Here is a 26,284-nt window from a genome sequence, read left to right on the forward strand (position 1 = left end):
GTCACGCTGTAGGTAGCGTTCAGGCTGACAGTTGCCTGATTGCTGGTTCCAACCTGGGCAGCGCCATCACTGAACCGGTAGTTACTCCCTTCACCGGCCGTCAGGGTCACCGTTGTCTTAGCGCAACTCAGCGGGCCGTCGTTGGTCAGCGTTGCCACGGGCAGAGCATTGACCGTATAGATCAGGGCCACCCGTGGACTTTCGCAGCCGTTGCCCAGCTGACTGACGTAGTAGGTGGTCGAACCAACCGTACTGGTCGGTGGCACCGGCGCATTGGCAGATGCGGTGCCACCGGTCGCGGCCGTATACCAGTTCAAGGAGGCTCCCTGCGAAGCCGTCACACCCGTAGCCAGCGAGACCGGCGTGGTGTTCTGGCAAACCGTAACCGGCATTGTCGACGGTGCGGGCGGGATTACTTTTACCGTCAGGTTGACGCTACCCGAGCTGGCACCGCCCCCACTGAGGTAGACTGAATACTGACCGGCCACGCGGTCGGCGGGAATAGATGCCGTAATCGTGCCGCTGGCCTGACTGGCGTTCAGCGTCGTCAGCAGCAGGTTACTCGTCGACGGACCGTTAAGGTACACCACCAGGGTTGTGCCTGGTGAGGAGTTCGTGTAGGCCACGCTGATCGTCCCTCCCGCGCATACGGCTTCGGGTGTTACGGAACCGATCGCCAGCGCGTTGCCCGTCGAGACGAGCTGCGTCGTGCCGTAGCTGGTCCCCGCCTGGTTGATGGCGTAGGCCCGTACCGAGTACGTCGTTGACGGGCTCAGGTTGGTTACGGCCTGGGCGAAACTACCCGTTCCCGCCCCAATAGCCACTTTGGTATCGCTGATGGTGGGGGTTCCGTTACCGGCGACGTAGACCACGCCCCGCTCACTGACCGTACCCGCACCGGCGTCGGTTACCTCGCCACCCAGCGTGGCACCACTGCTACTTACTCCCGTAGGTGTGGCCGTGACAACGCCAGGCAGCACCACGACGGTGAACGAGTTAACCGCACTATAGGCGCTGACCGCCTGGCCAGCTAACTGCGCGCGGGCCTGCACGGTGTGCCCCCCCGGTGTCAGATCGCTCAGTTGGGTAAGCGTCCAGTTGCCCGACCCGTCGACAGTAGTTGTCTGGCTGGTAGCGATATTCTCATCGACCACCAGGGTCAGACTAGCCGATGCCGTAGCCGTACCAGTATAGGTCGGTTTGGTCGCCGTGATGAGACTGCCGTTGGCGGGCGTTATCACAACGGGCGTTGCCGTCACGGGGCGACTGTAGGTGATAGTAAACGGTGTAGCGGCCGTGTTGCCGCTGTTGGCCCCATCCTGGGCTACGCTGGCTGCTACCTCGACGGTGATCAGCCCATCAGCCGTAGGCGTAACGTCGAAGGTATAGCTTGTGCCACTACCCGCGAAATTGCCAACACTGCCACCCGACACGGTCAGATCGGTGGCCACGAAACCTGTCACAGGCTCCGAGAAGATGACCGAGAAGAGAATGGGTGTGGTGCCGGTGGTGCTGCCGCTGGCTCCGGCGGAGGAGGCAATGACCACAGTCGGCGCTACGGTATCGACAGTGAATGTATTCGTGTTCGAACTGGCGCTCACGGCCTGCCCGCTGCGCTGGGCCGTCGCCCGCACCCGATGGTCACCCTGGCTCAGGGCCGTGGGCTGGGTCAGGCTCCAGGTTCCCCCACCCGTAGCGGTGGTGGTGCCGATGCTGGTGTCATCGACATAAACGGTCACCGTGCTATTAGCCGGTGCCGTACCGGTGTAGGTGGGCGTAGCCGTGTTGACCAGCGCCCCGTTGGCGGGCGCCGTCACGACCGGAGCCGCCGTCACCAGTTGGGGGTTGATGGTGAGCGTATAACCCCGCGAGCCGCTGTAGGGGCCCGCGCCAGTCGACGCATCAGTAGCCGTCACCGTAATGTTGAACGAACCGCTAGCTGTGGGTATACCCGAAAGTGTACCATTACTAGCTAGTGTCAGTCCCGCCGGCAGCGAGCCCGCCAAGATAGCATAGGTGTAGGGGCTGGTACCGCCCGAGGCCGTAAACACCACGCTATAGGCCGTCCCCTGCTGGCCATTGGGCAATGTATTCGGCAACAGCGCAACGGTGGGAGCGTTGATTGTAAACGTATAGCTACGGGAGCCACTGTAGGGGCCTGGGCTAGCTGCGTTATCGGTAGCCGTCACCGTAAAGTTGAACGAACCACCAGCCGTGGGTGTACCCGAAAGCGTACCATTACCGGCCAGCCTCATGCCCGCTGGCAGCGCGCCCGCCGTGATGGCATAGGTATAGGGGCTAGTGCCGCCCGAGGCCGTAAATACCAGGCTATAAGCTACGCCTACTGTGCCATTGGGCAGCAAGGCCGGCGTCAACGAGATAGTGGGTGCCTGGAAGGTAAACGTGTACGGACTTGAGTTCGTGTTGGTGTTACCGGCCCGATCCTGGACAGTATTGGCCAGTACCTGCACGGCCACCGTACCAACCCCGCTGGGCGTAACCTGAAAAGTGTACGTGTTGCCGCTACCGGCCGTTGGCCCGCTGGTCACCGAGCCGCCGGACACCGATATACCAGTGCTGGTCAGTCCCGTCACAGGCTCCGAGAAGGTAGCCGTAAACAGGATCGGTGAGGTCGAAGTCGTACCGCCGTTGGCTACCGTGTTACTGCTTAGGACTACCGTCGGCGCTACGGTATCGACGGTGAATGTATTCGTGTTCGAATTGGGGCTCACGGCCTGCCCGCTGCGCTGGGCCGTCGCCCGCACCTGGTGGTCACCCTGGCTCAGCGCCGTGGGCTGGGTCAGGGCCCAACTGCCGGCCGCGTTGGCCGTCGTGGCACCGATGCTAGTGTTGTCCACGTAGACGGTCACCGTGCTGTTGGCCGGTGCCGTACCGGTGTAGGTGGGCGTAGCCGTGTTGACCAGCGCCCCGTTGGCAGGAGCCGTCACGACCGGAGCCGTTGTCACCGGCTGGGGGTTGATGACAAGCGTGTAGCTCTGCGAGCCGCTGTAGGGGCCGGGGGCCGGCGAGTTGTCGCGGGCCGTCACCGTGAAGTTGAACGAGCCATTGGCGGTGGGTGTACCCGAAATCGTGCCCGTGCTTAGGTTCAGGATCAGACCAGCGGGCAGCGAGCCGCCGGTAATGGCGTAGCCATAGGGCACCGTGCCGCCCGAGGTGGTAAGGGCCTGGCTGTAGGCCGTACCCTGCGTACCATCGGGCAGCGTGGTCGGTGCTAGCGTGATGGTGGGGGCCTGAAACTGCACGCTCAGCGAGTTGCTGGCCGAGTTGCCCGTGTTGTTGGCATCGAGGGCCACGTTAGCAGCCAGGCTTACCGTTACAGTGCCGATACCGGCGGGTATCACCGTAAAGGTATACGGACCGCCACCCGAGCCGCTGAAGCTACCGCTGGCTAGCGTGCCGCCCGACACCGTTATATCCGAGGCCGTGAAGGTGCTGCCCACGCTCTGCGAAAAAGTCACCGCAAAGGGAATGGGCGTGGTGCTGGTGGGGCTGGCGGAGTTCGTGCTCACCGTGGCCGTCAAGGCCGGGGCCGTCACGTTGAAGCTAGCCGAGGTGAAGGTGTCGTAGGTAGGGATGTTGTTGGGCTGAATGTTGCCCACGAACACGTTGTTGACGAACACGTTCAGCCGCTGGTCGAGCGAGGTGTAGTTGCGCTGAACGGCCCGGAAGCGGACCTGGTAGCTGCCCGTGGACACGGCTAGGCTCTGCGAGATGCTGGCGTTGTTGTCGCCGGCGCTCTGCAACAGGCCCACCGCGTCGCCTTCAGCGGCTGACGAACCAAAGGCGCTGTTGTTGCGCGAAATGCCAGCCAGGCCGGTGAAGAGCCAGGGCGAGGCTACCACACCGTCGCCCGCCTTCTTGAAGTTGGCCGGGTCCACGTTGTTGGTCTCGAAGCTGGCGTTTTGTACGGCGTTGGCCACGGCGGTGCTGGTGCCACTTTGCAGTACCTGTACCACGTCCACGAAGGCCGTCACGTCGCCGTTGCCACTGTTGCTACCCGCTGCCTGAATGCGCAGGGTGGGCGCGGCCGCGAAGCTCCTGGTGATGGTATACCGATCGCCACTGGTGTAGGGCACGTTACTGATCGTGGGCGAAACGCCTGTGGCGTTGGCTACGTTCAGTGTCAGGTCGCCATCGCCCGTGCCGGTGTTGACCGTCACCGTGTAGGTCGTAGCCGATCCCGCAAGGCTGGCTACGGTGGCACCATTCAGTCCCGACGTAGTCAGGTTGAAATTCCCCGTGGTCAGGCCCGTTACCGCGCCCGAGAAGGCGACGCGGTAGCTCACCTGGGCTGTAGCCGTGGGCGAGGGCGTCAGGCGCGTCACCGAGGTTACCGTTACAGCGGGCTGCTGGTAGGTGATGCTATACTGCGCGGCCGCCGTGTTGCCGTTGCCGGCCGCATCCTGGGCCACACTAGCCGCAATGTTCACCGTGGTAACAACGCCCGCCGTAGTGGGTGTCACGTTAAAGGTGTAGGTTGTACCCGTACCAGAGAGGCCTGAGGGTGTACCACCCGTTACCGTCAGGTCACCCAGCGCGAAGCCTGACACGACTTCCGAAAAGGTAATCGTGAACGGAATGGGCGTGGTACCTGTGGTACCCCCGTTCGTACCAGCCGAGGAGGTGATGGTTACTGCCGGAGCCGTCTTGTCGATGGTGTAGGTTTCGCCCGTAAACGGCAGAGTGGTAGAAATGCTGGATGAGAGACCAGTGCTGTTGGCCAGGTTCAGCGTCAGAGTGCCAGTGCCGGTGCCCGTATTCACCGGCACCGTCCAAGTATTGTTCGCGCCTGCTACCGGCGTGCCCACCGAGGCACCCGCAATGCCGCTGGTGGTGAGTGAGAAGTTGGAAGCCGTCAAGCCCGTCACCGGCGACCCGAAGGTTACCGTGTAGTTGACCGTGGCCATGTTGGTGGGGTTGGCACTGGCGCGCACGATGGAGTTGACCGTAGTCACCTGCGTGCCGGTGATGTTGATGCGGTCGAACATGAACTCCTCCTGCCCGTCGCTGCTAACAAGAATCTGGAAATCGACCGAGGCACCTGTCACAGTGGAAGGCAGGGCCAGATCCGCCGTTTGCATGGTACTGTTCAGCGTGAGACTACCCGCACCCCCATCAGCCACACCATCCAGGTCGGTATCACGCTGTAGTTCTCCGGGAGCGGCTAGGGTACCATTGCCATAAAAAGCACTAAATAATACCCAGGCACCGCCATTTACCCGATAATAGAATTTAACAAAATCATCGTTTTCCCACTGGGCGCTCTGCCCGGTAGCCATCCGAATACCGAAGCGCAGGTTAGCATAACCGGTGGCGTTAACCGGGGCCAGCGTCAGCGTACCGATGTCGACCGGGTTGGGATTGGCGGGGTTACTAGTACCCTCAGAATACCAGTAGTACGAATTACTGATGTTACCGATGGTGACCGGTGTGCAGGGGTAGGGATTCTGGTTCGTACGCAGGAAGCCCAGGCATGAACCACTGTTCAACCAGGTATCGGAAGCGTAGCGCAAGCCTTCGCCGTCAGTTTCAAAATCTTCGACGTAGGGCAACGCGGCCGGACTATTGAGCTGCGCGTTTACGATGACATTGCGCGATGCGGTATTGGAAGCAGTGCTGCCGTCGGTCAGGTTGAAGCTAACCAGGCGCAGCCCACCAATGGCCGTCACCGTCTGAATGTTCTGGTACTGCACCGAGCGCAGTGCTGCCTGGTAAGCTGCTACCGAGGCTGTACCCGTCAGGGTCAGTACGCCGGTAGATGTGTTGTAAGAACCTGTTATGCCGTTCTGGTTTGTAAACAGGAGCCGGTCCTGTGCCGGCACGAGGCCCGTAGTGATTCGTACCGAGCCGCCCGTCAGGTTGGGACTGTCGGTATCAGCCACCGTTAGGGTTCCGGTAATCTGCGTGGCGGGGTCGCCCTCGTTGTAATTCAGGCTGGTGTTCTCAATGTTGGCCAGCACCGGGGCGGCCGTAGTGGCCTGGGTGCCCAGCACGCGGATATTGTCGAAGGCCAGTTCTTCCGAAGCGCCAGCGTAGTCGGCTTCCACCATCACGTCCATCGTGGAGCCGGTGCCAGCCACATTGAATGTGAAGTCTTGGAAAGTACTCGTTATGCTAGGAGAGGGAGTCGTAAGGGCCTCATCGTCGACGGAAGAATTGTTCAGGTTCGCATCCAGGCGTAGCACGCCCTGAGTGTTGTTATTGGGGTTCGAATTGTCACCCGTGAATTGCCCAATGGTTGTCCAGTTGCCGCCGTCCACGCGGACTTTAACCCGCACAAAGTCATCGGTTTCCCATAGATACGGGGCTCCGCCCCCTGTCGCACCGCTGCCCGGCCCGCGCGAGTTGGCAAACAACACTTTGACCTGGACGTTACTTTTGCCGGCAATACTGATACTATTCAGTTGCACGTATCCGGCCGACCGGGTCGGCGGATTAGACGTACTGGATACCCCCCCTGTTCCGCGTACGCCTTCGCACGCCCAGAGCCAGGAGCCATCGATACCACCAATGTTACTGCTGAAGAAGCCCGTGACCGGCTGCTGCGACCGTACAAAATACTCTGTGGTCGAGTTCGGCCGAAGATCAAAGGTATTGGATGAAAAGCTGCTATAACCATAGCTGCTAGCGCTGCCAGCCGGCGCATTCGCCGACTCAAAGCTTTCCTGTGCAATGGTGGTTTGAGCCTGAACAACGTTCATTTTCGACCAGCTACATAGGAATAATAGGAAAATAAGTAGTAATCGTCTCATAAATAGTAAGCGATAAGAGAAAAGAAAGAATCACACGAGTGCTGCTACGGCCCTGCCCATGGCAGCACCTGCAACCGGCAGCGTTCCTAAACGCTCACCGACTTGTAAGCCTAGAGATATTAATTGAAAACCAGTAAAATAGCCTTCCGCTAGTAACACCATCTCTAATCGAAGCACCTCACCGCTACCACAGGCCACCAGTACGCCTGCCTGCGCGTCGGCCCGCAGCACGGTACCGGGGGGGTGTTCGTGCGCCACGCCCGGCAGTGGCTGCACCGCCAGAATGCGGATCGGGTGGCCGCGCAACAGGGCAAATACGCCCCGATTCCAGGGATTGGCAGCCCGCACCAGGGCGTAGCACTCGGCAGCCGGGGTATCCCATTGCAGGCACAAGTCGGGTAGCGCGGGGCGCGGCCAGTAGTGCGCAGCAGCTTCTGGCTGTGCCCGCATGGGTAACGTACCCGTCGGAAGTTGCAAAAGGGCCACTAATTGCGGTGCCAGCGTCGCTGCTCTATTGGCGAGGTTGGTGTGGTGTAAGCCGTAGGTATCGTCGGGCCCGATGGGAACGGGCAATTCCAGTAGTATCGCCCCCGTGTCGAAGTCGGCCTCCATACGGTGAATCGTTACGGCACCGACCGACTCGCGGTTACGAAGTTGCCAAAACAACGGCGCGGGACCCCGGTAGTTCGGCAGAGCGGCAAAGTGTACGTTCAGAAAGCCGTGGGGCGGCAATGCCAGTACTCGGGCAGGCACCCGCCATGGAAACGTAAGTACCAGTACGACGGAGGGTTGCCATTCGGCAATCCAGTCGGCAAGGGTTTCACCCAGCCCCGCCCGCACCAGGCGACGCGGTACTAGGTCCACCCCCGCTAGTTGACCAACCAGTTCCTCGATTTCGGGCTGATTCGTAGCGGGCACAGCCACTTCTACTGCCGCACCCGTACGAATCAGCGCGTGCAACAAAGGAAATCCCAGTGGGCTGCTTATAATGATAGCAAGACGCATCGAAACGTAGGAATGGGTTAGATAGAACGGCACGGCTGTCGTCACACGCCAGAAGCCGGACAAACAAGCAGTCCAGCTTCTGGCGTTGTACTAATCAAAAGAAGGGTAAATACCAACCAGCGCAATGGCGTAGTTCATAGCAATGAACGGCGGCCGATTTTCGTGGGCCTGGTTACCTCCGGTGGTAGTCAGATTACCGTTGACACTATTGGCCTGCATCGTGGTGTTTTTGGGACCAGTACTGTATTCTTTCAGTGTACCGTCGGCCAGATACACACCGTCGGGATTGTCGAACTCACCAGTGCCGCCTGCCTTCATCGTGCCTTGTACCTGGTGAATGTGGGGAGGCATGTTGTTAACTGTCAACGTAACCTGCTCAAGACCGCCTGGCTGGCCCTGGGCATAGCTGGGCAGGCCGCCCCCCTGGCCAGTGCCGATGGGTACTCGCGCGCGCAGGTCGGGCAAGGCGAAGGTGGTCACTCCATCACCACCGTACGTGGTACCCAGCAGCGAAAACAGCGCCGTATTTTGGGTGATTGCCAGTAACTGCCCCTGGCACAGAGTCCAGCCTTTGGGCGCATAGCCAAATCCAATGGGCTGAATCTGCCCTAAGTAACATTCGTACATGAGAAAAGAATAGAAGGAGGTGAGACGGCCGAAGTAGTTAGGGTCTGCTGGGGTAAATGCCCTCCAGGGCAATGATGTAATTGAGCGCCAGCGTGGGTTGTAAGTTAGTATGGGGCATATTGTTACCGGCCGGCTGTGCGGTACCGGTCACCGACCCCGGTGCCAGGGTAGTGTTGGGAGCGGCCAAGTTGTACAGGTCCGAAGTGGCCACGGCCGGGTAGGCATTGGCGGGCGGTGGGTTTTGCCCGTTGGCTTGGGTGCTAGCGCTGGCAGTGGTATTGGGTCCTAGCGGGTGCGTATGCGCGGGTAGCTGTAAGGTATTTAGCGTCACGTTTTCAACACCGCCCATCTGTCCCTGCGTGTAGTTCGACAGGCCGGGCCCAGCACCGGTACCTGGCACTAAGCGGCTGCACATGTTGGGCAAGCCAAAGGTATTCTGCCCATCTCCGCCGTACGTAGTACCCAGCAGGCTGTACAAAGTGTCATAATCGGAAATGTTCAACAGTTGCCCGTTGCATAGCGCCCACCCGGCAGGGGCATAGGTAAATCCGACCAGACGGATTTCGCCAATGGTTGCGTCCATAGAATCAAAGAGTAGCTAAAGTGATAGTAAGAAGGTTTTAGGGACGGGGCGGGAAGACCCCCTGCAGGGCAATGCAGTAATTGAGGGTCAAGTAGGGCATCATGTTCTCGTGCGGGAGACCATTACCCGCCCCATTCGAGCTACCACTTACAAAGTCAGCGGCCAAGGAAACAGCGCCCTGGCCTTCCGTATATTCGTTGTTGTTGGAAGAAGCCGCAAACACTCCTCCGGCGGGCGAGGTGGCCCCGGCGTTGCTACTACTCGCATTCAGAGTGGCCAGCAGCGTGTGGGTGTGCATCGGCATTTCCGTGTTGAGCAGCGTCACGCTGGGCACGCCCGTTGCTTCACCCAGGCTGTAATCGCTCAGGCCGGCGCCTTGTCCGGTACCTACAGCGGCCCGGCCGCGCAGGTCGGGCAAGGCGAAAGTGGTTTTCCCATCACCGCCATAGTTGGTACCTAGCAGCGAAAACAGCGCCGTGTTTTGTCTAATAGCCAGTAACTGCCCCTGACACAGGGCCCAACCACGTGGGGCAGCACGGAAGGGTAGCAGGCGGATTTCTCCTAAGAAGGGGTCCATAAAAAGGGGGTAAAAAGTGGAAAGGTTGTAAATCACTGCACGGAAAAGCGAAGTAGGGGCTGGTATGAATACGTGCATGAATTCCACGTCCCCATCCTCAACCAACGACTAGTAGTCGGTAGCGATTACGTAGTCATCATACCCGGCTTTGGCATTGCAAATGAGCGATTTAGTAGCGGCTAAGGTCTTCTTATATCTTATCGATTCATAACTATTTTTCGTAAATGGTATATGAAACGTTCTTTTTAGTATACCGATAATAATTTATTTTAATATTAAGTATACTCTTTCTGACAATAGCGAAAGTGATAGCATCGTAGTTTCGCCATTTTGTCAACTTTCGCCAAATGACGGTCTATCGCCGGACTACCTGCTACTATTTCCAACAAGCGGTATCTTTTCTTTTGTGTGACTGCTCCGTCAGTTGCATTACCATTCTCAACGGTAGCTATCACTCTCGGTAATGAGCATGGCGAGTGAGCATACTGGATGTGAAGAGAAGGGCTGAATAATCAATGGCGACGCACGTTCCGTTGTCAGACTTGGTCGAATCGCCCGTAGCGGCTGTCTGACCTAAAACCCAATGTATCTGAACGGTGTGTACGGCTGAATGCGATTGACCTGCGCGTGGATACACTCCAACAGGTAGTAGATGAATAGAAGTGTGGGAAGAGGCTATTCGTAGCCGACTTAACCGGACGGTTATAAGCCAGAAAACAAAAAAGCACCCACGCGTAAACGCAGGTGCTTTTCAGGAAGTGGGCCAGCCAGGGCTCGAACCTGGGACTTACTGATTATGAGTCAGGCACTCTAACCAACTGAGTTACAAGCCCGTTGCCGTCTGATGACTCAGAATCGACAGAGCAAATTTACGCTTTTTTCGTAGCCAATACCAGTTCAACGTAAAATTTAAGCAACCGGTCCTGTCCGGTCAGTACCGGGACGGTATCTTTGTCGTATGGCCGTCCCCAATAAAAAGAAGATTCTCAACGATCCGGTTTACGGGTTTATCACCATTCCAACCGAGCTGCTGTTCGACCTGGTCGAGCACCCGTATTTTCAACGGCTTCGGCGCATCCGGCAGATGGGACTGGCCGATTATATCTACCCCGGTGCGCTGCACACCCGCTTTCATCACGCGCTGGGAGCGATGCACCTGATGGGCCAGGCGATGCAGACGCTGCAAAGCAAAGGGCACCGGATCAGCGACGACGAATGCGAATCGGCGCAGATCGCTATTCTGCTGCACGACATCGGCCACGGCCCCTGCTCCCACGTGCTTGAATCGTCGCTGCTCGACCACGTGCATCACGAAACGATTTCGCTGCTGCTGATGAAGGAACTGAATCGGCAGTTCGGCGGGCGGCTGTCCATGGCGATTACCATGTTCGAAGGCACCTACCCCCGCCCGTTTTTTCACCAGCTCGTATCCAGTCAGCTGGACATGGACCGGATGGACTACCTGAATCGCGACGGCTATTACACGGGTGTGGCCGAAGGAGCGATCGGGGCCGAACGAATCATCAAGATGCTTGATCTGGTCAACGACGAACTGGTCGTTGAAGCCAAAGGCATTCTGAGTGTCGAGAATTTTCTGAACGCCCGGCGGCTGATGTACTGGCAGGTGTATCTGCACAAAACGTCGATCTGCTGCGAGTCGATGCTGGTGCAGATCCTGCGCCGGGCCCGCTTCCTCATCCGGCAGGGCGTCGATGTGGTAGCTCCCCCACCCTTTCGCCTGTTTCTGACCGAAAGCGTGTCGCTGGAGCAATTTAGCCGGGAAGACCACTATTTACGCGCGTTTACGCAGCTCGACGATTACGATGTGTGGTCGTGCGTGAAGCAGTGGGCGCAGCACGACGATTTCGTGCTGGCCACCATCTGTCAGATGTTACTCGACCGGCGACTGTTCAAAATCATGCTCTCGACCGAACCCTTCTCCGGCGAATTGCTGACCGAACTGGAAACGCAGCTGCGTCGGAAAGGCCTGGCTGACGATGCGCTGTCCTATTTTCTCATCGAGGGGCAGGCAACTAACGCGGCTTATCTGCCTTCGCAGGAACGAATCAATATCAAGCTGCGCTCGGGTCAGGTAATCGACATTGCCGATGCGTCGGATTTGTCTAATATTCAGGTACTGACCAATATTGTGCGCCGGTATTACGTTTGCTGGGCACGGGATCTAGTCGTACGGGAGCCGGTAAGTACTTTCTGATGAAAATCGGAGCAACCCATACGCCGGTATCGTAAACCGACCGGCTGTTGTCATAATCAGACCGACACCCCAACAAAGTGCAATTTGTTGCCTACCTTAGCGGCCGAAATTCCGGCTGGTCCGGGAGCTGGCGCAGGCCATTAACGTATTATGGAGTTTACTGTCAGGCAGATTGCTACGCTGCTAGGTGGCGAAGTCGAAGGCGACGAGACGCTTCCCATTCGAAACATTGCCAAAATAGAAGAAGGGGCTACGGGAGACATCTCGTTCCTCGCCAATCTAAAATACGAGCAGCACCTGTACACTACGGGTGCATCGGCGGTCATTGTCAACCGTAGTTTCCGGCCGCAGAAGCCCGTTACGGCCAGTCTGATTTACGTCGACAATTCGTATTCGGCATTTACCCAACTGCTGGAACAGTATTACCAGCAGATCAACTATGCCCGGACGGGTGTGGAGGAACCCGCCTACATGGGGGCCGGAAGCAGCACCGGCGACGGTATATACCGGGGTGCGTTTTCGTATATCGGTCGTAACTGCCGCCTGGGCAACAACGTCAAGATTTACCCACACGCCTACATCGGCGACAATGTCAGCATCGGTGATGGCACGATCATCCATGCCGGTGCGCGTATTCTCCGCGACTGCGTCATTGGCCGGCACTGCGTTATTCACGGCAACGCGGTCATCGGTAGCGAAGGGTTTGGCTTTGCTCCGCAACCCGATGGTACGTACAAAACCATCCCACAGCTGGGCAACGTCATTCTCGAAGATCATGTCAACGTCGGGTCCGGTACGACCATCGACTGTGCCACGATGGGCTCGACAATTATCCGGCGGGGAGCCAAACTCGACAACCTGATTCAGATCGGTCACAACGTCGAGATTGGCCAGAACACGGTCATTGCCGCGCAGTCGGGCGTATCGGGGTCGACCAAGATTGGCGCGAACTGTGTCATTGGCGGGCAGGTTGGCTTTGCGGGTCACCTGGTCATTGCCGACGGCACGAAAGTCGGGGCGCAGTCAGGGGTTGGTAAGAACGTCACCGAAACCAACACGGCGATCAACAGTTCGCCTGCGTTTGGGCTGAAAGAAAGTATGCGGTCGCTGGCGGTATTCCGGAAACTTCCGGACCTCGACCGGCGACTCACGGATTTGGAAAAGAAAACGAATAAGTAGTTTACGGTATTCGGTTTACAGTTCACGGTGTAATCGTCGTGCGACAGGCAAGTTTCAGCGGCTACCGCACCACCGTAAACTGTAAACCGAATACCGCAGAAACATACGGATGAATACAAAACAACAGACTATTCGGAAGGCCGTTTCGGTATCGGGCGTTGGCCTGCACACGGGCGTCAGGGCAACGATGACGTTTTTGCCGGCACCGACCAACCACGGCTACAAGTTCCAGCGGGTCGACCTGCCCGGACAACCTATCGTTGATGCTGACGTCGACAATGTTGTCGACCTGTCGCGTGGTACGACGCTTGAACAAAGTGGCGCGCGCGTACATACGGTTGAGCATACGCTGGCGGCCCTGGTCGGTTTACAACTCGACAACATCCTGATTCAGCTCGATGGTCCTGAGCCGCCGATCATGGATGGCTCGTCGATTCAGTTTATCGACGCCCTGCGCGACGCGGGTATCGAAGAGCAGAACGCCCAGCGCAACTACTTCGAGGTAACCGAATACGTCCATTACCGAAATCCCGACAAAGACATCGAGATGGCGGCCCTGCCGCTTAACGATTACCGCCTGACGGTGATGGTCGATTACAACTCGCGGGTTATTCCCAGTCAGCACGCGTACCTGAACGACATCAGCCAGTTTCCGGAGCAGATCGCCAGTTGCCGGACGTTTGTCTTCCTGCACGAGCTGGAAACACTCTATAAGCAAAACCTCATCAAAGGCGGTGACCTGACGAATGCAATCGTTATCGTCGACCGGGAGGTAAAAGACGGCGAACTCGATTACCTGGCCGACCTGCTGAACAAACCCAAAGTCAGTGTTAACCAAAGTGACGGTATCCTGAACAACCTGGAGCTGCACTACCCGAACGAGATGGCCCGCCACAAGCTGCTCGATGTCGTGGGTGATCTGGCACTGATCGGACGGCCCATCAAAGCGCAGATTCTGGCGGCCCGCCCCGGCCACGCAGCCAACGTAGCGTTTGCCAAAAAGATCAAGAAGCTGATTCAGAAGAACGCGGCCAATCAGGTTCCGCAATACGATCCGACGCAACCGCCCGTATTCGACATCAACCGGATATCGCAGATACTGGCTCACCGCTATCCGTTCCAGATGATCGACAAGATTATCGCCCTGGACGAGAACAGCGTAGTCGGTATCAAGAACGTGACCATGAACGAGCCGTTCTTCCCCGGTCACTTTCCGGGCAACCCCGTTATGCCGGGCGTCATGCAGCTGGAAGCCATGGCACAAACGGGCGGTATTCTGGTCCTAAGCACCGTCTCAGACCCCGAAAACTATTGGCCGTTCCTCGTTGGCATCGAAAATTGCCGGTTCCGGCGCAACGTTTTGCCCGGCGACACGGTAATTTTCCGGTGTGAGTTTACCTCGCCCATGAAGCGCGGTATCGTAAAAATGCAGGGACGCGGTTACGTCGCCAACCAACTGGTTTGCGAAGCCGACATGATTGCCAGTCTGGTTAAGAAAAAGTAGTTTATAGTTCGTGGGTTGTCGTTTGTGCGGTTCCCCGCCGGGATTTGTAGTTCCGGCAACAGCAGCAGTATACGGCCTTAACTACGAACCACCAACTACAAACGCTTCGAACAACAATGATTCAACCATTAGCGTACATCCACCCGGAAGCGAAAATTGCGCAGAACGTGGTGATCGAGCCGTTCGCCATCATCCACAAGGACGTTGAAATTGCGGAAGGGACCTGGATTGGCTCCCACGCGGTCATCAACGAGGGCGCGCGCATCGGCCGTAACTGCAAGATTTACCCCGGTGCCGTTATTTCATCGACTCCGCAGGATCTGAAATTCAAGAATGAATACACGCTGACCGTCATCGGCGACAATACCACGATTCGGGAGTACGCCACCATCAGCCGGGGTACGGAAGAACACTGGAAAACCGAGATCGGGGCCAACTGTCTGATTATGGCGTATGCACACATCGCCCATGACTGCCGGATTGGCAACAACTGCCTGGTCATCAACAATGTACAGATGGCAGGGCATGTACACATGGGCGACTGGGCAATTATCGGTGGGTCGAGTTCGGTGCATCAATGGGTGAAGATCGGAGCACACGCGATGATTTCGGGTGGTTCACTGGTTCGTAAAGACGTCCCCCCCTTCACGAAAGCAGCCCGCGAACCCCTGTCGTATACCGGTATCAATTCCATCGGGCTGCGTCGGCGCGGCTTCGACAACGATCAGATTAATCAGGTTCAGGAAATCTACCGATACATCTACCTGCGCGGTCTCAATAACGCCGAAGCCCTCACGCAGATCGAACTTGAGTTGCCGCCGTCCGACGAGCGCGACGATATTGTCAATTTTATTCGTAGTTCTGAACGCGGTATCATGAAAGGTCCAGCGTCCAGTAGCTCCGACAGAGACTAAGCCGGTTTACGGTACTCGGTTTACAGTTTACGGTGCGTTCGTAGCGCAGATCGCTGCACCGGGTCGACTTGTGCGTAGTTCGCCTGATGATCACCCGAACGTGTAGCTGTGTAAGTGGCTACGTAGTCGCGATAGATACTGTAAACCGTAAACTGAGTACCGACCACCGCACTCCATGCAAATCAACGCAGCGCAGCTCGGAAAAAAGTACCGTCGGGAATGGATCGTCCGGCGTGTCGACCTGACCTTATCGGCCGGGACGAGCTACACGTTTGTGGGGCCTAACGGCAGCGGCAAATCGACGCTGCTGCAATTGCTGGCCGGGAATCTGCCCGCAACCGAAGGAACGATCTCCTTCTCGCTGAACGGTCGCACGCTGGACCCCGATACCTGGTTTCGACAGATTAGCGTGGCGACCCCCTACCTGGAACTGATCGAGGAACTAACCCTCGATGAATTGCTTGTTTTTCACCAGACGTTCAAGCCGTTCAAGGCCGGACTCACCCCAGCGGCTGTAGCCGACCGGCTCTGGCTCACGGGGGCCCGCCATAAGGAGATCAAATACTTCTCGTCGGGTATGAAGCAACGGGTCAAGCTGGGGCTGGCCTTCTTCTCCGACGTACCCGTCGTTATTCTCGATGAGCCAACAGCGAACCTCGACCGACAGGGTGCCGACTGGTATCACGAACAGGTCCGTCAGCTCAGCCCCAATCAATTACTCCTTATCGGCTCCAACCAGCCGGACGAGTACGATTTTTGCCCCAACGTACTCGACGTGACGCAGTGGAAGCGGTAAAGCGCGTCGCCTTTTTTCCAAACCATTGATTTTGCCAGCCGTTCTAACCAGAAAGTAATCAATCTGGTATGGAACATTCACTGGCAGGTAAAACCGCACTCGTTACCGGCGCATCGTCGGGTATCGGCAAGGCCGTTGCCTTGTTATACGCACAGCATGGGGCCAACGTACTGGTCTCTGATCTGGATGCAGAAAAAGGACAGGTCGTTGTCGAGCAGATTCGGGGTATGGACGTGCAAAGTCAGTTTATACTGGCCGACGTCGGCGATCCCGTCGACTGCGAACGGCTAGTTACCGAAGCCGTCAATCGCTACGGGAAACTGGACATTGCCTGCAACAATGCCGGTATCGGCGGGGAGCAGAACAAGGTCGGCGACTACAGTCTGGAAAGCTGGCAGAACGTAATCGACGTCAACCTGGTCGGCGTATTTTACTGCATGAAGTACCAGCTTCTGCAAATGGAAAAGCAGGGGCACGGCACAATCATCAACATGGCATCGATTCTGGGTCAGGTAGGCACGCGGTTGTCATCGGCCTATGTAGCAGCCAAACACGGTGTCGTCGGGCTAACGAAAGCGGCTGCGCTGGAATACGCAGAACGCGGTATCCGCGTCAATGCAGTAGGGCCAGCGTACATTGAAACACCCCTGCTTACCAACCACATGACAAACGATGCCCTGGACGCGTTGGCTGGGCTTCACCCGGCGGGACGTTTGGGTAAGCCCGAGGAAGTCGCGGAACTGGTTGTGTGGCTCTCGTCGCCAAAGGCATCCTTTGTCACGGGTGCGTATTACCCCGTCGACGGTGGGTATCTGGCACAATAATGGTTTTCAGTGTACGGTATTCTGTTTACGGTGCTTTGCTGGCAACTCACCGTAAACAGAATACCGTGTACCGGCTACCGCAGTGCCTGCCGGATGACGGCTTCGACGGAGAGCGTTGGATCGGCGCGTAACGCATCGTCGACGCTCTTCTCGGCCGTTGGCTTGGGAAAGCCCAGCGCCATAAGGGCTGCCACCGACTCTTCCCGCACCGGATTACTGGTCTGCTGCCGGTAGGACGGCCCGTCGGGAACGACACCCGATTTCTTCATCTTGTCGCGTAGTTCCAGAATAATGCGCTGGGCCGTTTTGGCACCAATGCCTTTGATAGCCTGCACCGCCCGGACGTTTTCGCCCAGAATCGCCAGCCGCAGGTCGGCCGGCTGCATGGCTGACAGCATACCCAGGGCCGTGTTGGGGCCGACGCCTGACACGCCGATCAGATCGAGAAAAAGCGATTTCTCGTCGGCGCTAGCGAAGCCATACAGCAGTTGGGCATCTTCGCGAAACAGGTGATGAATGAACAGTTTGATGCGGTCGCCACCACCGGGCAGCGTCGCGTAGGTTTGCAGGGAGATATGAACCCCGTAGCCAACACCCTGTACATCGATGATGGCATACGTGGTTTCTTTATAGGACAGTTGCCCGTCTAAATAAGCAATCATTCAGTAATTTATCAGCTTGGTTTATAGCCCTTTACCACTAAGTAAAGATACAAAAAATTGCTCATTTTCGGGTGATCCGGTCGAGCAGTCCGGTCATCATTTCCTTGAAATAAGCCCCGTTGTACGGACCGAACCAGTTCATTTCCCGAACCTCGTACTGTTGCCGGTCGTAGTACCGATCGGGGGTTATGTAGCCGATGTAGCCGCCCTCGAAACTGGTGACCATCAGGTTGACACCGTCGCGTTTGGCAGCCGGGGCCAGCTCGACAGCCAGCTCACCGGAGAAGTCGCAGGGTGTACCGATCAGCACCGTATTGCCAAGGTGCAGGGCCTTAAGATCCGATGGGTAGTCGCCGTAGATGGTGTAGAATAGCCACGGCCGCACGCGCCAGTTGCCGATGATGCGTGGATTGGGTTCGCGCAGCCCTAGCGGCAAGGTCAGCATGGCCAGCGTGCTGTCGGTGCGGGTCGTTATCGTGGGCAGCACCCGCTCAATTCGATCCGCCAGTTCGCCGGCGTAAGTCCGTATTTCGGCGAAGTCGTCGGGTGCTTTGACTTCGGGACCGGTACTCCCCACCGCACCGGCCAGGAAGACGGCAAAGTCGGCATCGTCTTTTTCCAGCCGGTCGACCAGCGCGCCCGGATAGTCGCGGCTAAGGTATTCGCTTGCGCTGTCGTCAAAGAGCGTCGCATGACCGGCAAACGAACAGATCAGGGCGGTTTGCCCCGTTTTCTTTTTCAGCTTCAGCAAGCGGACGGTACCATCGAGCGGACCCGTCGGTCCTGAGTTCGCCATCCGGTTATAGATCAGATCGCTGGCGTTGGTTTGGCCGTAACCCAGTTCGGCGGAACTCATATTGGCCTGTGCCTGCCGGATAGCAGCCAGAATACCGTTTGTGATCAATGGTACAACGCGTTCATCGTACCCTCCGGCAATCAATTGCCCGACCAGACCCGGTGCCCAGCCACCCAGGCTGTTGTGCGAATGAATGGCGCCCATGTACACGTTTTCCCAGCGCATCCCGACTTCCGGCAATCGTTTCTTCAGCGCTTCGACAACGGTAGGCGGGGTAATCAGCAGATCCAACCCAACGATCGCGACGCGGTTGCTGCCGTTGTCGAGCACCACCGCCCGCGCAAAAATTGAGTCGTTGACCGTATGCCAGTGCTTACCCAGCCGGGCACCATAGCCACCCGTTGCAGTCGTGAAACTGGGCGTGATGTTTACTTTTGCCCAGCCAGCCTGCAACGCGGCCGTTGGCTTGGGCGGACTTGGTAAAGCCGCCAACTGCTGCCGGGTTTTCCGGTAATAGTCCATTTGCTGATACGGCGTATCGTCGACGGGGGCCAGGCCAATAGCAGCCAGCAGCAACACAACCACGAGCAGCCCCAACAGCACGTTCGACACAATACGAATAACCTTCATAAGCAGATAACGCCCTCAATGATAAAACGGGGCCGCAAGCAACAAAAAAAACCGCCCATTGGCGGTTCCAGACACAAAAAAAGCACCGGAGAAACCCCGATGCTTTTCCACAACCTACCGGATATCCGGTCTCCCTATATATCAATCAGCCGTTGATTCGTTCATTCAGACATGTGCTATGTCTACGTCAGTATCAACTGCATTTAATGTCGATTACAAAAACGGGGCAGCAATTGCCAGCACCTGTGCCGACGTTAGCGGCTCGTCAAATGCCGCCCGGAAGTTATCGTCCGAAATTCCCGTCGTGTTGGGCAGCGTCTTTAAATTTACTCCACCCTGTGTCAGCGACGAGTTCGTCGAAACAGAGTCGCTTACCCATCCTTTCAATCCGGCCAGCCGCCGGATCTCTGATGCATGCCGGGCCTCCACGGAGTGAATCTGCAAGGCTACCTGCAACAGATTTTTATCATTGATCAACGCACCGGCCTGCCCTTTGTAGGCAGCGACGCCTGTGTCTTCAAGAATCCGGGCCGTTGCAACAAATGTCTGATAGCTCGTAAACGTGCCAGTCGGATACTTGAATGTCGGCTTAGCCTGAGCACTAGCCCCTAATGCACTCTGTAACAGCGCAACGTGTGCCGTTTCGTGCTTGCTGATCTGTGAAAAAATCGTCCGGTCGCTCGACGGAATCAGCCCCGACGCAGCTAATCCTTTCTGGTAAAAATCGTCTTCCAGGTATTCCAGTGTCAGTGCATATTTGGCTACTTCCACGGCTGCCGACGATTGGGCAAGTACTTCATTGAGCGAGCCAGCCACGATAGTTGGAATGGCAGCGGCTGCCACGCGTGACCCTAGTTTGAACAGTTTGCGACGCGTATAAAAGCTTAACCGCTCGCTTGCATCAGCATCAACCTGCTCGATATCCGAAATAAGTTTGATCAAATCCATGCGATACTGTAATTAAGCCGTTGGAAGGTTAGCGCCGGAAATTGGCGTTCTGACAAATCGTTGTGCCGTTGGTAATACGCCCGACGGCTTGGTAGCGGCATCAAGACCGGTCGATGGCGTTACAACATCGTCGCCAGCAAAGTCCGCTGATTTTGGGTTGAGCAGGTCGCGAATAGCGGCTGCATGACGCGCTTCCACTGAAACAATCTTACCGGCAATAGCCAGATAGTTTACGTCTTTAATCAGGTTGCCTGCACCGTTGTAAGCGGCTACACCAAGATCCTCGAATGCCTTCGCTGTATTCAAAACACTGCTCCGGTCACTGAAATTGATGCCTGTGAAATTAGGCGTCAGCGAACCAATGGCGTTTGTCGACAAAGCCGCTTTGAAAAATTCGCGGTGAATAATTTCGTGGTCACGAAGGTCAGTCAGGATCTGAGTCTCTGCCGTGGTTATACCGCTGAACGGCGTAGAAACGACCTGCGTGTAAAAAGCGGCTTCGAGTTGCTCCAGTGCATAGGCGTAATTGAGAATACCCACGTCGCCCGACCCCAGATCAACGGTAGCCATCACTGTCGTTGGGTTCTCTTCATCCTTACAAGCCGAGAGAAGGGCACCCCCGGCTGTCAGCGCGCCGGCGAAGCGCAGAAATAGTCGGCGACCGACTCTGACCGGTTCAAACTGACCCGGCAACGACGGCAGGCCCGATTCATTCTGTTGTACATCCATAGAAACTCAAGTAGACTGCATGGCTCACGCCCTGCAAACAAGCGAATGACCAACCTACGTATACGGCCCTCAGTTGGATTTAGCAGTTGAGTATTTTTTTCGTGGCGCAACCGCGTATATAGCCGAACAATCACTGTCGAAAGCCGAATTGCCGACCAACTTTCAACAATAAGTTATTGACAATCAATGTATTGACACAAAATTGGCGCATCTAAAAAAATTATTAATTTTTAGCAGAAAAACAGTCTTTTTACGTGTTGAGACCGCCGATTCCGGTAGCCCTCCAGCGTACATACCAATTGTTTATGCTGCTTATCCCGTTCAAATCAGTGTGTCGTAGCCGATCGATTCGCGGCCTACCGGGTTCACTCCCGACAACGGTTAACTTCATGATTAGCGCTGTTGACCACGTTTATGCAATACCCTCCTTCTCTTCATGTAGATTTGTAATTTACTCGCTTTGTCTACGGTAACCCGGTTTGGTAAGCGCAAACGCTGGCCACGGACTGCTCTTGCTATACTGGCGGTTTATCTTACTTGGCGTGTTCGCCAACAGCGCACAGTTTCCTAGCTTGCTGACTAAATCGCCCAACTAACGATGCTTTCCGTTACATCCCGGCCATTCGTACGGCTATGTTGGCTAATACCCGCACTTCTTGGTCTGACAAATCAGCCAGGGCAGGGTCAATCTGTAACACAGAATCGCTGGCAGGGACAGGCGGACATTGGCGGCTGGGCGGCTTCGGGACAGGTGATGCCGTTCTGGCTTCGGGCCAATCAGTGGGGAACCGTACCGCTGACAGCCCCCGCCGGAACACTACGGGCCAGCCTCTGGAAACCCTACCGAACCGACACGACCAGCCGCCCGCGCCGGTTCGACTGGTCGGTTGGGGCGCAGCTGGTGGGCAACGTGGCTACGGAAAGTCGCGTGTTGTTGCCTGAACTATACGTCAAAGGCCGCTGGAAAGCAATCGAGTTGGCCGTCGGGCGGTGGCGGCAGTTGACGGGGCTGGGTGATTCGACGCTCTCGTCGGGCTTTATCAACGGATCGGGTAATGCCATTCCGATTCCGAAGGTACAACTGGCCACGCGGGGATACGTGCCGCTGGGCTTTACCAAACGATTCGTGGCGCTCAATGCGGGCTTCATTCACGGCTGGTTTACGGGCGCTTATATCCAGGGGTCGTACCTACACCAGAAATACCTCTACCTACGGCTGGGTAAACCGGCCAGTCGGTTCAAGGGGTATCTGGGCGTTAACCACGAAGTGCAGTGGGCCGGGCAGGCCGATTATCTGACAGGATCGACGGTGGCCGTCAACGGCAAACTCCCGTCACAGATCAAATACTATCCGGCCGTGGTACTGGGCACGCGTCCCGACAGCTGGGAAACTGCCGACTACACCAGTTTCGACGGAGCCTACTGGTTCGGAAACGGGCTGGGCAGCATGGATCTGGGCGTCGAGATGAACACCCAGATGGGCACCTGGCTGCTTTATCACCAGCATATTTACGAAGATCTGTCGGGTTTGCTCTGGGTCAATGCCCCCGACGGGCTGACGGGCCTTAGCTGGCACAGAACGACCGACGGACAACAAAGTCGGCTGAATCGAGTCGTTGTCGAGTACCTGACGACGACCAACCAGAGCGGTTCGACGTTCGATTATAACGCGCAATATCAGGGTGCCGACAATTACTTCAATCACAGTCAATACAGCGAGGGCTGGTCGTACCTGGGCCGCACGATCGGTACACCGTTTATCATGCCAGGAAACGAAGTTCGGCCAACGGCCCGGCGAAGCCAGTATTTTCCCAATAACCGGATCGACATGGGCTACGTAGCCGCGATGGGGCAGTTTGGTGCTACCCTCGACTGGACCGTCCGGTTTTCCTACAGCCGCAACTACGGTACGTTTGGCGAACCGTACCCAACGCCACTCAATCAGTTCTCGGCACTGGTGAGCGCCCAGTGGCAACTACCACGGCTGGCCGGCACCCAACTGACAGCCTCGCTGGCCACCGATCAGGGACAGCTACTACCCGCAACTACCGGCGGCTTTGTCGGCCTGCGCAAACGATGGTAACATCGCATCAACCAGACTATGCAATCAAAATCTCTCTTCCTGACCAGCTTACTGATACTACTAACGCTACAGCTTGCCTTCGCTCACCTGGGTACGCTTACGGGCACGGTCAACGACGCCCAGACCCGGTTGCCACTGCGGGGGGTTACGGTCAAGCTGGTCGGTACCGGCAAGCTGGCGCTAACCGATGAACTGGGCCGTTACCGCTTCGACCGACTGGCACCCATGCTGTACCGAGTCGAGTTTTCACACGTGGGTTATGCTTCCATCGTGCAGGAGACGGCCGTGGGCGACGATCAAACCGCACACATCCAGACGAGTCTTGTTTCGGCTCCGGTCAACCTGAGTGCGATAACCGTGTCGGCGCTTCGGCCAGCCGATCAACAGCTTATCAGCAGCATCGACATCAAACTACGCCCTATCGTCAACTCGCAGGAGATTTTACGGCTGGTACCGGGCCTGTTCATCGGACAGCATGCCGGGGGTGGCAAGGCTGAACAACTGTTCCTGCGCGGTTTTGACTTAGACCACGGCACCGACATTCGCCTGAGCGTCGACGGTATGCCGGTCAACATGGTGTCGCACGCCCACGGGCAGGGCTACGCCGACCTACATTTCGTCATCCCCGAACTGGTGGAAAGCGTCGACTTCAAGAAAGGGCCGTACACCACCGATCAGGGCAATCTGGCGACGGCAGGCTGGGCCAATATGCGTACCCGAACAACCCTCGACCGCTCGTTTGTCAAGCTGGAAGCCGGTCAGTTCAACACCTACCGGGCGGTAGCGGGCATCAATCTGCTAAGCACAGCCGCCCGGCAACAGGATCAGTCGGCCTATCTGGGTGGCGAGTACTCGTACAGCGATTCGTATTTCGATAATCCGCAGCACTTCAAACGCGTCAACGTACTGGGCAGATACCACAGTCACATCGGTTCGAATACCAACCTGACGCTGACGGCCTCGACGTTCTGGAGCAAGTGGAATCACTCCGGGCAGATTCCCGACCGGGCCGTCGATTCAGGCCTGATCGGCTGGTTCGGGTCCATCGATCCCACAGAAGGGGGTGAAACCAGCCGCACGAATCTGAACGCGCAGTTGACGACGGTAACCCCGAAGAATCACATCATCAAAAACCAGTTTTTCTACAGCAACTACAATTTCGAGCTGTATTCCAACTTCACCTTCTTCCTGAACGACACCCTCAACGGCGATCAGATCCGGCAGAAAGAGCGACGGAATCTGTTTGGGTACAACGGCAGTTACGCAACCCAAGCTACCATTGGTCGCACGAGCTGGACAACTACGCTGGGGGCGCAGTACCGCCAGGATTTGACACAAGGCTCGGAGTTGTCACACACGAAAGACCGCACGATCACGCTGGAACGGCTTCAGTACGGTAACGTCAACGAAATCAACGCAGCGCTATATGCCGACGAGGTCGTAGCACTGTCGAGTCGGTTCAGCATCAACGCCGGGCTGCGCATCGATTATTTTCGGTCGCAGTACGACGATTTACTGGCTGCTCCTGCCACAACAAAACGGGTAACGCAGGCCATTGTGTCGCCCAAGCTGAACCTGTACTATACGGTCAATCCAGGCCTGCAACTATACCTCAACACGGGTAAAGGGTTCCATTCCAACGACGCGCGGGTGGTAACCGCCGAAAATGGCAGAGAAATTCTGCCCGGCGGCTACGGTACTGACCTGGGCATTATTGTCAAACCGTTTCCCCGCCTGCTGGTCAATGCAGCAGCCTGGTACCTGTATCTGCAACAGGAGTTCGTGTACGTAGGCGACGCGGGCGTCGTTGAACCCAGTGGTCGCTCGCGCCGGATGGGGTTGGACCTGTCGGCACGGTATCAGCTAACCAAAACGCTCTTCGCCGATTTGGATCTAAACACCGCCAATCCCCGCTCGCTGGATGCCGAAGCGGGACAGAACTACCTCCCCCTGGCCCCCGTCTTCACCTCAACGGGTGGTCTGTCGCTGCAAACCGGACGTGGGTTGAGTGGGTCGCTGCGGTACCGCTACCTGGCCGACCGACCGGCGAACGAAGACAACACCGTCGTGGCTAAAGGTTATTTCGTAACCGATCTGCAAGCCAACTACAGCCCTGCGGGATTGGCTCGTAACAAGTATACACTCGGCCTGACGATCCAGAACCTGCTGAATACCCGCTGGAAAGAAACCCAGTTCGATACCGAGAGCCGACTGAAGGGCGAATCCCAGCCCGTCAGCGAAATTCATTTTACACCCGGTACGCCATTCTTCGCCCGCCTGAGCCTGACTTACTTCTGGTAACCGTAGCCGAAGCGTATCCTATATCGGTTTACAACGAGTCTCCCTGCCATACCTCGTCGGGACCAGGCACGCTATTTTCGACACAAAACGGAACTGGTGTTGTTTATACCTCGCGTTGCTATTTCCTGTGAACAACTGGTCGAACGCACCAGCAGGCGGTAGCGCACTTCACGAACAACCCGGTTATGCTTAAGTCTTATCTCAACGCGTTTCAACTAGGCATCGTCGCGGGTATGCGGGCGATGACAGCCCCCGCCCTCGTCAGCAACAAAATCGCATCGGCCTCCGTCAATCCGATGGGCAACAGCACACTAGGTTTTATGCACTCGTCGACAGCGGCCACCCTGTTCAAGGTCGCGGCCATCGGCGAACTGATTGGCGACAAGCTGCCGAGCGCACCCGACCGCATCGCCTTTCCAGCCATCCTGGGACGTATCGGCTCGGGCGCTCTGTCGGGCGGAGCATTAAGCGAAGCCGAAGGCAAGGAAGCACCATACGGGGCGATAGCCGGTGCCGTTGGAGCCGCCGTCGGTAGCTACGCCTTCTACTACCTGCGCCATTGGTTGACAACGGAGCAGGACATCCCCGATCCGTACGTGGCACTGGCCGAAGATGCACTGGCTATCGGCGCGGGCTACCTGACCGTACAGCAGTCGGATATTCGGGGTGTGATGGCCTGACAGGTAGTGTAGTCGTTATCTAGCGATTCGTCATCACGCAGAGAATCTGCCTGTGCTTTCTTTAGTGAAAAGTGGGCGGTCATGTACCGACCACTTTTTTTGTATGCTTTGACGATACAGTTAGCTGCCTTACCGCTTACTTGTGCTTACTGCCAGTTTTTGTACATCACGCAGCGCTGTATGTCAAAATTCATAGTCAGTCTACTCGGTATCTTCGTCGTTGTCAGTGCGCTTATCTCCCTTCGAATGGTAGGGCTGTCAAGTTCTTGAGTTGGCGCTGACGTCAGCCAAATTTACTTCGGCTAACAATACCCCCCGCCCCCTGAAGGGGGTGAAATTTGCACACCAACATCTCCCCCTTTAGGCTAATCTTGTAGGGGTTTTAATTCGGATTGAGTCCATAACCTAGTTTGATGAAATAAAAACGCTCCACTGCCTGACTCAACACCCTGAGACCA

Annotated in this window: 18 protein-coding genes and 1 tRNA gene; 9 read left to right on the forward strand and 10 right to left on the reverse strand. The window is 56.9% G+C overall.

Going from position 1 to position 26,284, the window contains the following annotated elements; translation table 11 throughout:
- From CLV58_RS26740 to CLV58_RS26765, 6 genes are all read right to left on the reverse strand, one after another.
- Positions 1–6,773 (reverse strand): putative Ig domain-containing protein (locus CLV58_RS26740; protein ID WP_211300909.1); only part of this gene is annotated, 6,773 nt, incomplete at its 3' end.
- Between the two features lie 30 nt (positions 6,774–6,803).
- Positions 6,804–7,778 carry a methionyl-tRNA formyltransferase gene (locus tag CLV58_RS26745; protein ID WP_106140910.1) on the reverse strand — a complete coding sequence of 325 codons (975 nt, stop codon included), beginning with the start codon at positions 7,776–7,778 and terminating at the stop codon, positions 6,804–6,806.
- Positions 7,779–7,868: 90 nt separating this feature from the next.
- A complete protein-coding gene (locus CLV58_RS26750; protein ID WP_106140911.1) occupies positions 7,869–8,405 on the reverse strand; it encodes a phage tail protein in 537 nt (178 codons plus the stop codon).
- Positions 8,406–8,442: 37 nt separating this feature from the next.
- The gene (locus CLV58_RS26755) at positions 8,443–8,988 is read right to left on the reverse strand and encodes a phage tail protein (RefSeq protein WP_106140912.1); all 546 of its coding nucleotides are present in this window, start codon (positions 8,986–8,988) and stop codon (positions 8,443–8,445) included.
- Positions 8,989–9,025: 37 nt separating this feature from the next.
- Positions 9,026–9,565: a phage tail protein gene (locus CLV58_RS26760; RefSeq protein ID WP_106140913.1), complete on the reverse strand. Its 540-nt coding sequence runs from the start codon at positions 9,563–9,565 to the stop codon at positions 9,026–9,028.
- A gap of 759 nt (positions 9,566–10,324) precedes the next feature.
- Positions 10,325–10,398, reverse strand: a tRNA-Ile gene (locus tag CLV58_RS26765).
- A gap of 125 nt (positions 10,399–10,523) precedes the next feature.
- Between CLV58_RS26765 and CLV58_RS26770 the strand changes: the two genes are divergently transcribed.
- The 6 genes from CLV58_RS26770 to CLV58_RS26795 all read left to right on the forward strand — a co-directional run bounded on the left by CLV58_RS26770 (position 10,524) and on the right by CLV58_RS26795 (position 16,997).
- Positions 10,524–11,780, forward strand: a complete 1,257-nt coding sequence (locus CLV58_RS26770; protein WP_106140914.1) for an HD domain-containing protein — start codon at positions 10,524–10,526, stop codon at positions 11,778–11,780.
- A gap of 150 nt (positions 11,781–11,930) precedes the next feature.
- Complete coding sequence (gene lpxD, locus CLV58_RS26775; RefSeq protein ID WP_106140915.1) at positions 11,931–12,959, forward strand: UDP-3-O-(3-hydroxymyristoyl)glucosamine N-acyltransferase; 1,029 nt, start codon at positions 11,931–11,933, stop codon at positions 12,957–12,959.
- A gap of 109 nt (positions 12,960–13,068) precedes the next feature.
- Entirely contained in the window at positions 13,069–14,463 is a 1,395-nt protein-coding gene (locus CLV58_RS26780) for a bifunctional UDP-3-O-[3-hydroxymyristoyl] N-acetylglucosamine deacetylase/3-hydroxyacyl-ACP dehydratase (protein ID WP_106140916.1), read from the forward strand.
- Positions 14,464–14,579: 116 nt separating this feature from the next.
- On the forward strand, positions 14,580–15,377 hold the full coding sequence (lpxA, locus tag CLV58_RS26785) for an acyl-ACP--UDP-N-acetylglucosamine O-acyltransferase (protein ID WP_106140917.1): 798 nt from the start codon (positions 14,580–14,582) through the stop codon (positions 15,375–15,377).
- Between the two features lie 175 nt (positions 15,378–15,552).
- Positions 15,553–16,173 (forward strand): ABC transporter ATP-binding protein, encoded by a 621-nt coding sequence (locus tag CLV58_RS26790; protein WP_106140918.1) that lies wholly within the window; start codon positions 15,553–15,555, stop codon positions 16,171–16,173.
- 68 nt (positions 16,174–16,241) lie between these two features.
- The gene (locus CLV58_RS26795; protein WP_106140919.1) at positions 16,242–16,997 is read left to right on the forward strand and encodes an SDR family NAD(P)-dependent oxidoreductase; all 756 of its coding nucleotides are present in this window, start codon (positions 16,242–16,244) and stop codon (positions 16,995–16,997) included.
- 74 nt (positions 16,998–17,071) lie between these two features.
- Here the strand turns inward: CLV58_RS26795 and ruvA are convergent, their stop codons facing one another.
- The 4 genes from ruvA to CLV58_RS26815 all read right to left on the reverse strand — a co-directional run bounded on the left by ruvA (position 17,072) and on the right by CLV58_RS26815 (position 20,762).
- Complete coding sequence (gene ruvA / locus CLV58_RS26800; protein ID WP_106140920.1) at positions 17,072–17,659, reverse strand: Holliday junction branch migration protein RuvA; 588 nt, start codon at positions 17,657–17,659, stop codon at positions 17,072–17,074.
- Between the two features lie 61 nt (positions 17,660–17,720).
- Positions 17,721–19,085, reverse strand: a complete 1,365-nt coding sequence (locus CLV58_RS26805; protein ID WP_106140921.1) for a neutral/alkaline non-lysosomal ceramidase N-terminal domain-containing protein — start codon at positions 19,083–19,085, stop codon at positions 17,721–17,723.
- Between the two features lie 213 nt (positions 19,086–19,298).
- Positions 19,299–20,033 (reverse strand): ferritin-like domain-containing protein, encoded by a 735-nt coding sequence (locus CLV58_RS26810; RefSeq protein WP_106140922.1) that lies wholly within the window; start codon positions 20,031–20,033, stop codon positions 19,299–19,301.
- Positions 20,034–20,045: 12 nt separating this feature from the next.
- The gene (locus CLV58_RS26815) at positions 20,046–20,762 is read right to left on the reverse strand and encodes a ferritin-like domain-containing protein (protein WP_106140923.1); all 717 of its coding nucleotides are present in this window, start codon (positions 20,760–20,762) and stop codon (positions 20,046–20,048) included.
- 598 nt (positions 20,763–21,360) lie between these two features.
- Here CLV58_RS26815 and CLV58_RS26820 point away from each other — a divergent pair.
- The 3 genes from CLV58_RS26820 to CLV58_RS26830 all read left to right on the forward strand — a co-directional run bounded on the left by CLV58_RS26820 (position 21,361) and on the right by CLV58_RS26830 (position 25,826).
- Positions 21,361–22,845: a capsule assembly Wzi family protein gene (locus CLV58_RS26820; protein WP_106140924.1), complete on the forward strand. Its 1,485-nt coding sequence runs from the start codon at positions 21,361–21,363 to the stop codon at positions 22,843–22,845.
- Positions 22,846–22,863: 18 nt separating this feature from the next.
- Positions 22,864–25,146 carry a TonB-dependent receptor gene (locus tag CLV58_RS26825; RefSeq protein WP_106140925.1) on the forward strand — a complete coding sequence of 761 codons (2,283 nt, stop codon included), beginning with the start codon at positions 22,864–22,866 and terminating at the stop codon, positions 25,144–25,146.
- Positions 25,147–25,331: 185 nt separating this feature from the next.
- A complete protein-coding gene (locus CLV58_RS26830; protein WP_106140926.1) occupies positions 25,332–25,826 on the forward strand; it encodes a DUF4126 domain-containing protein in 495 nt (164 codons plus the stop codon).
- Positions 25,827–26,284 lie beyond the last annotated feature (458 nt).

Origin of the sequence: Spirosoma oryzae, from assembly GCF_003002825.1 — a bacterium.
GTDB classification, from domain to species: domain Bacteria; phylum Bacteroidota; class Bacteroidia; order Cytophagales; family Spirosomataceae; genus Spirosoma; species Spirosoma oryzae.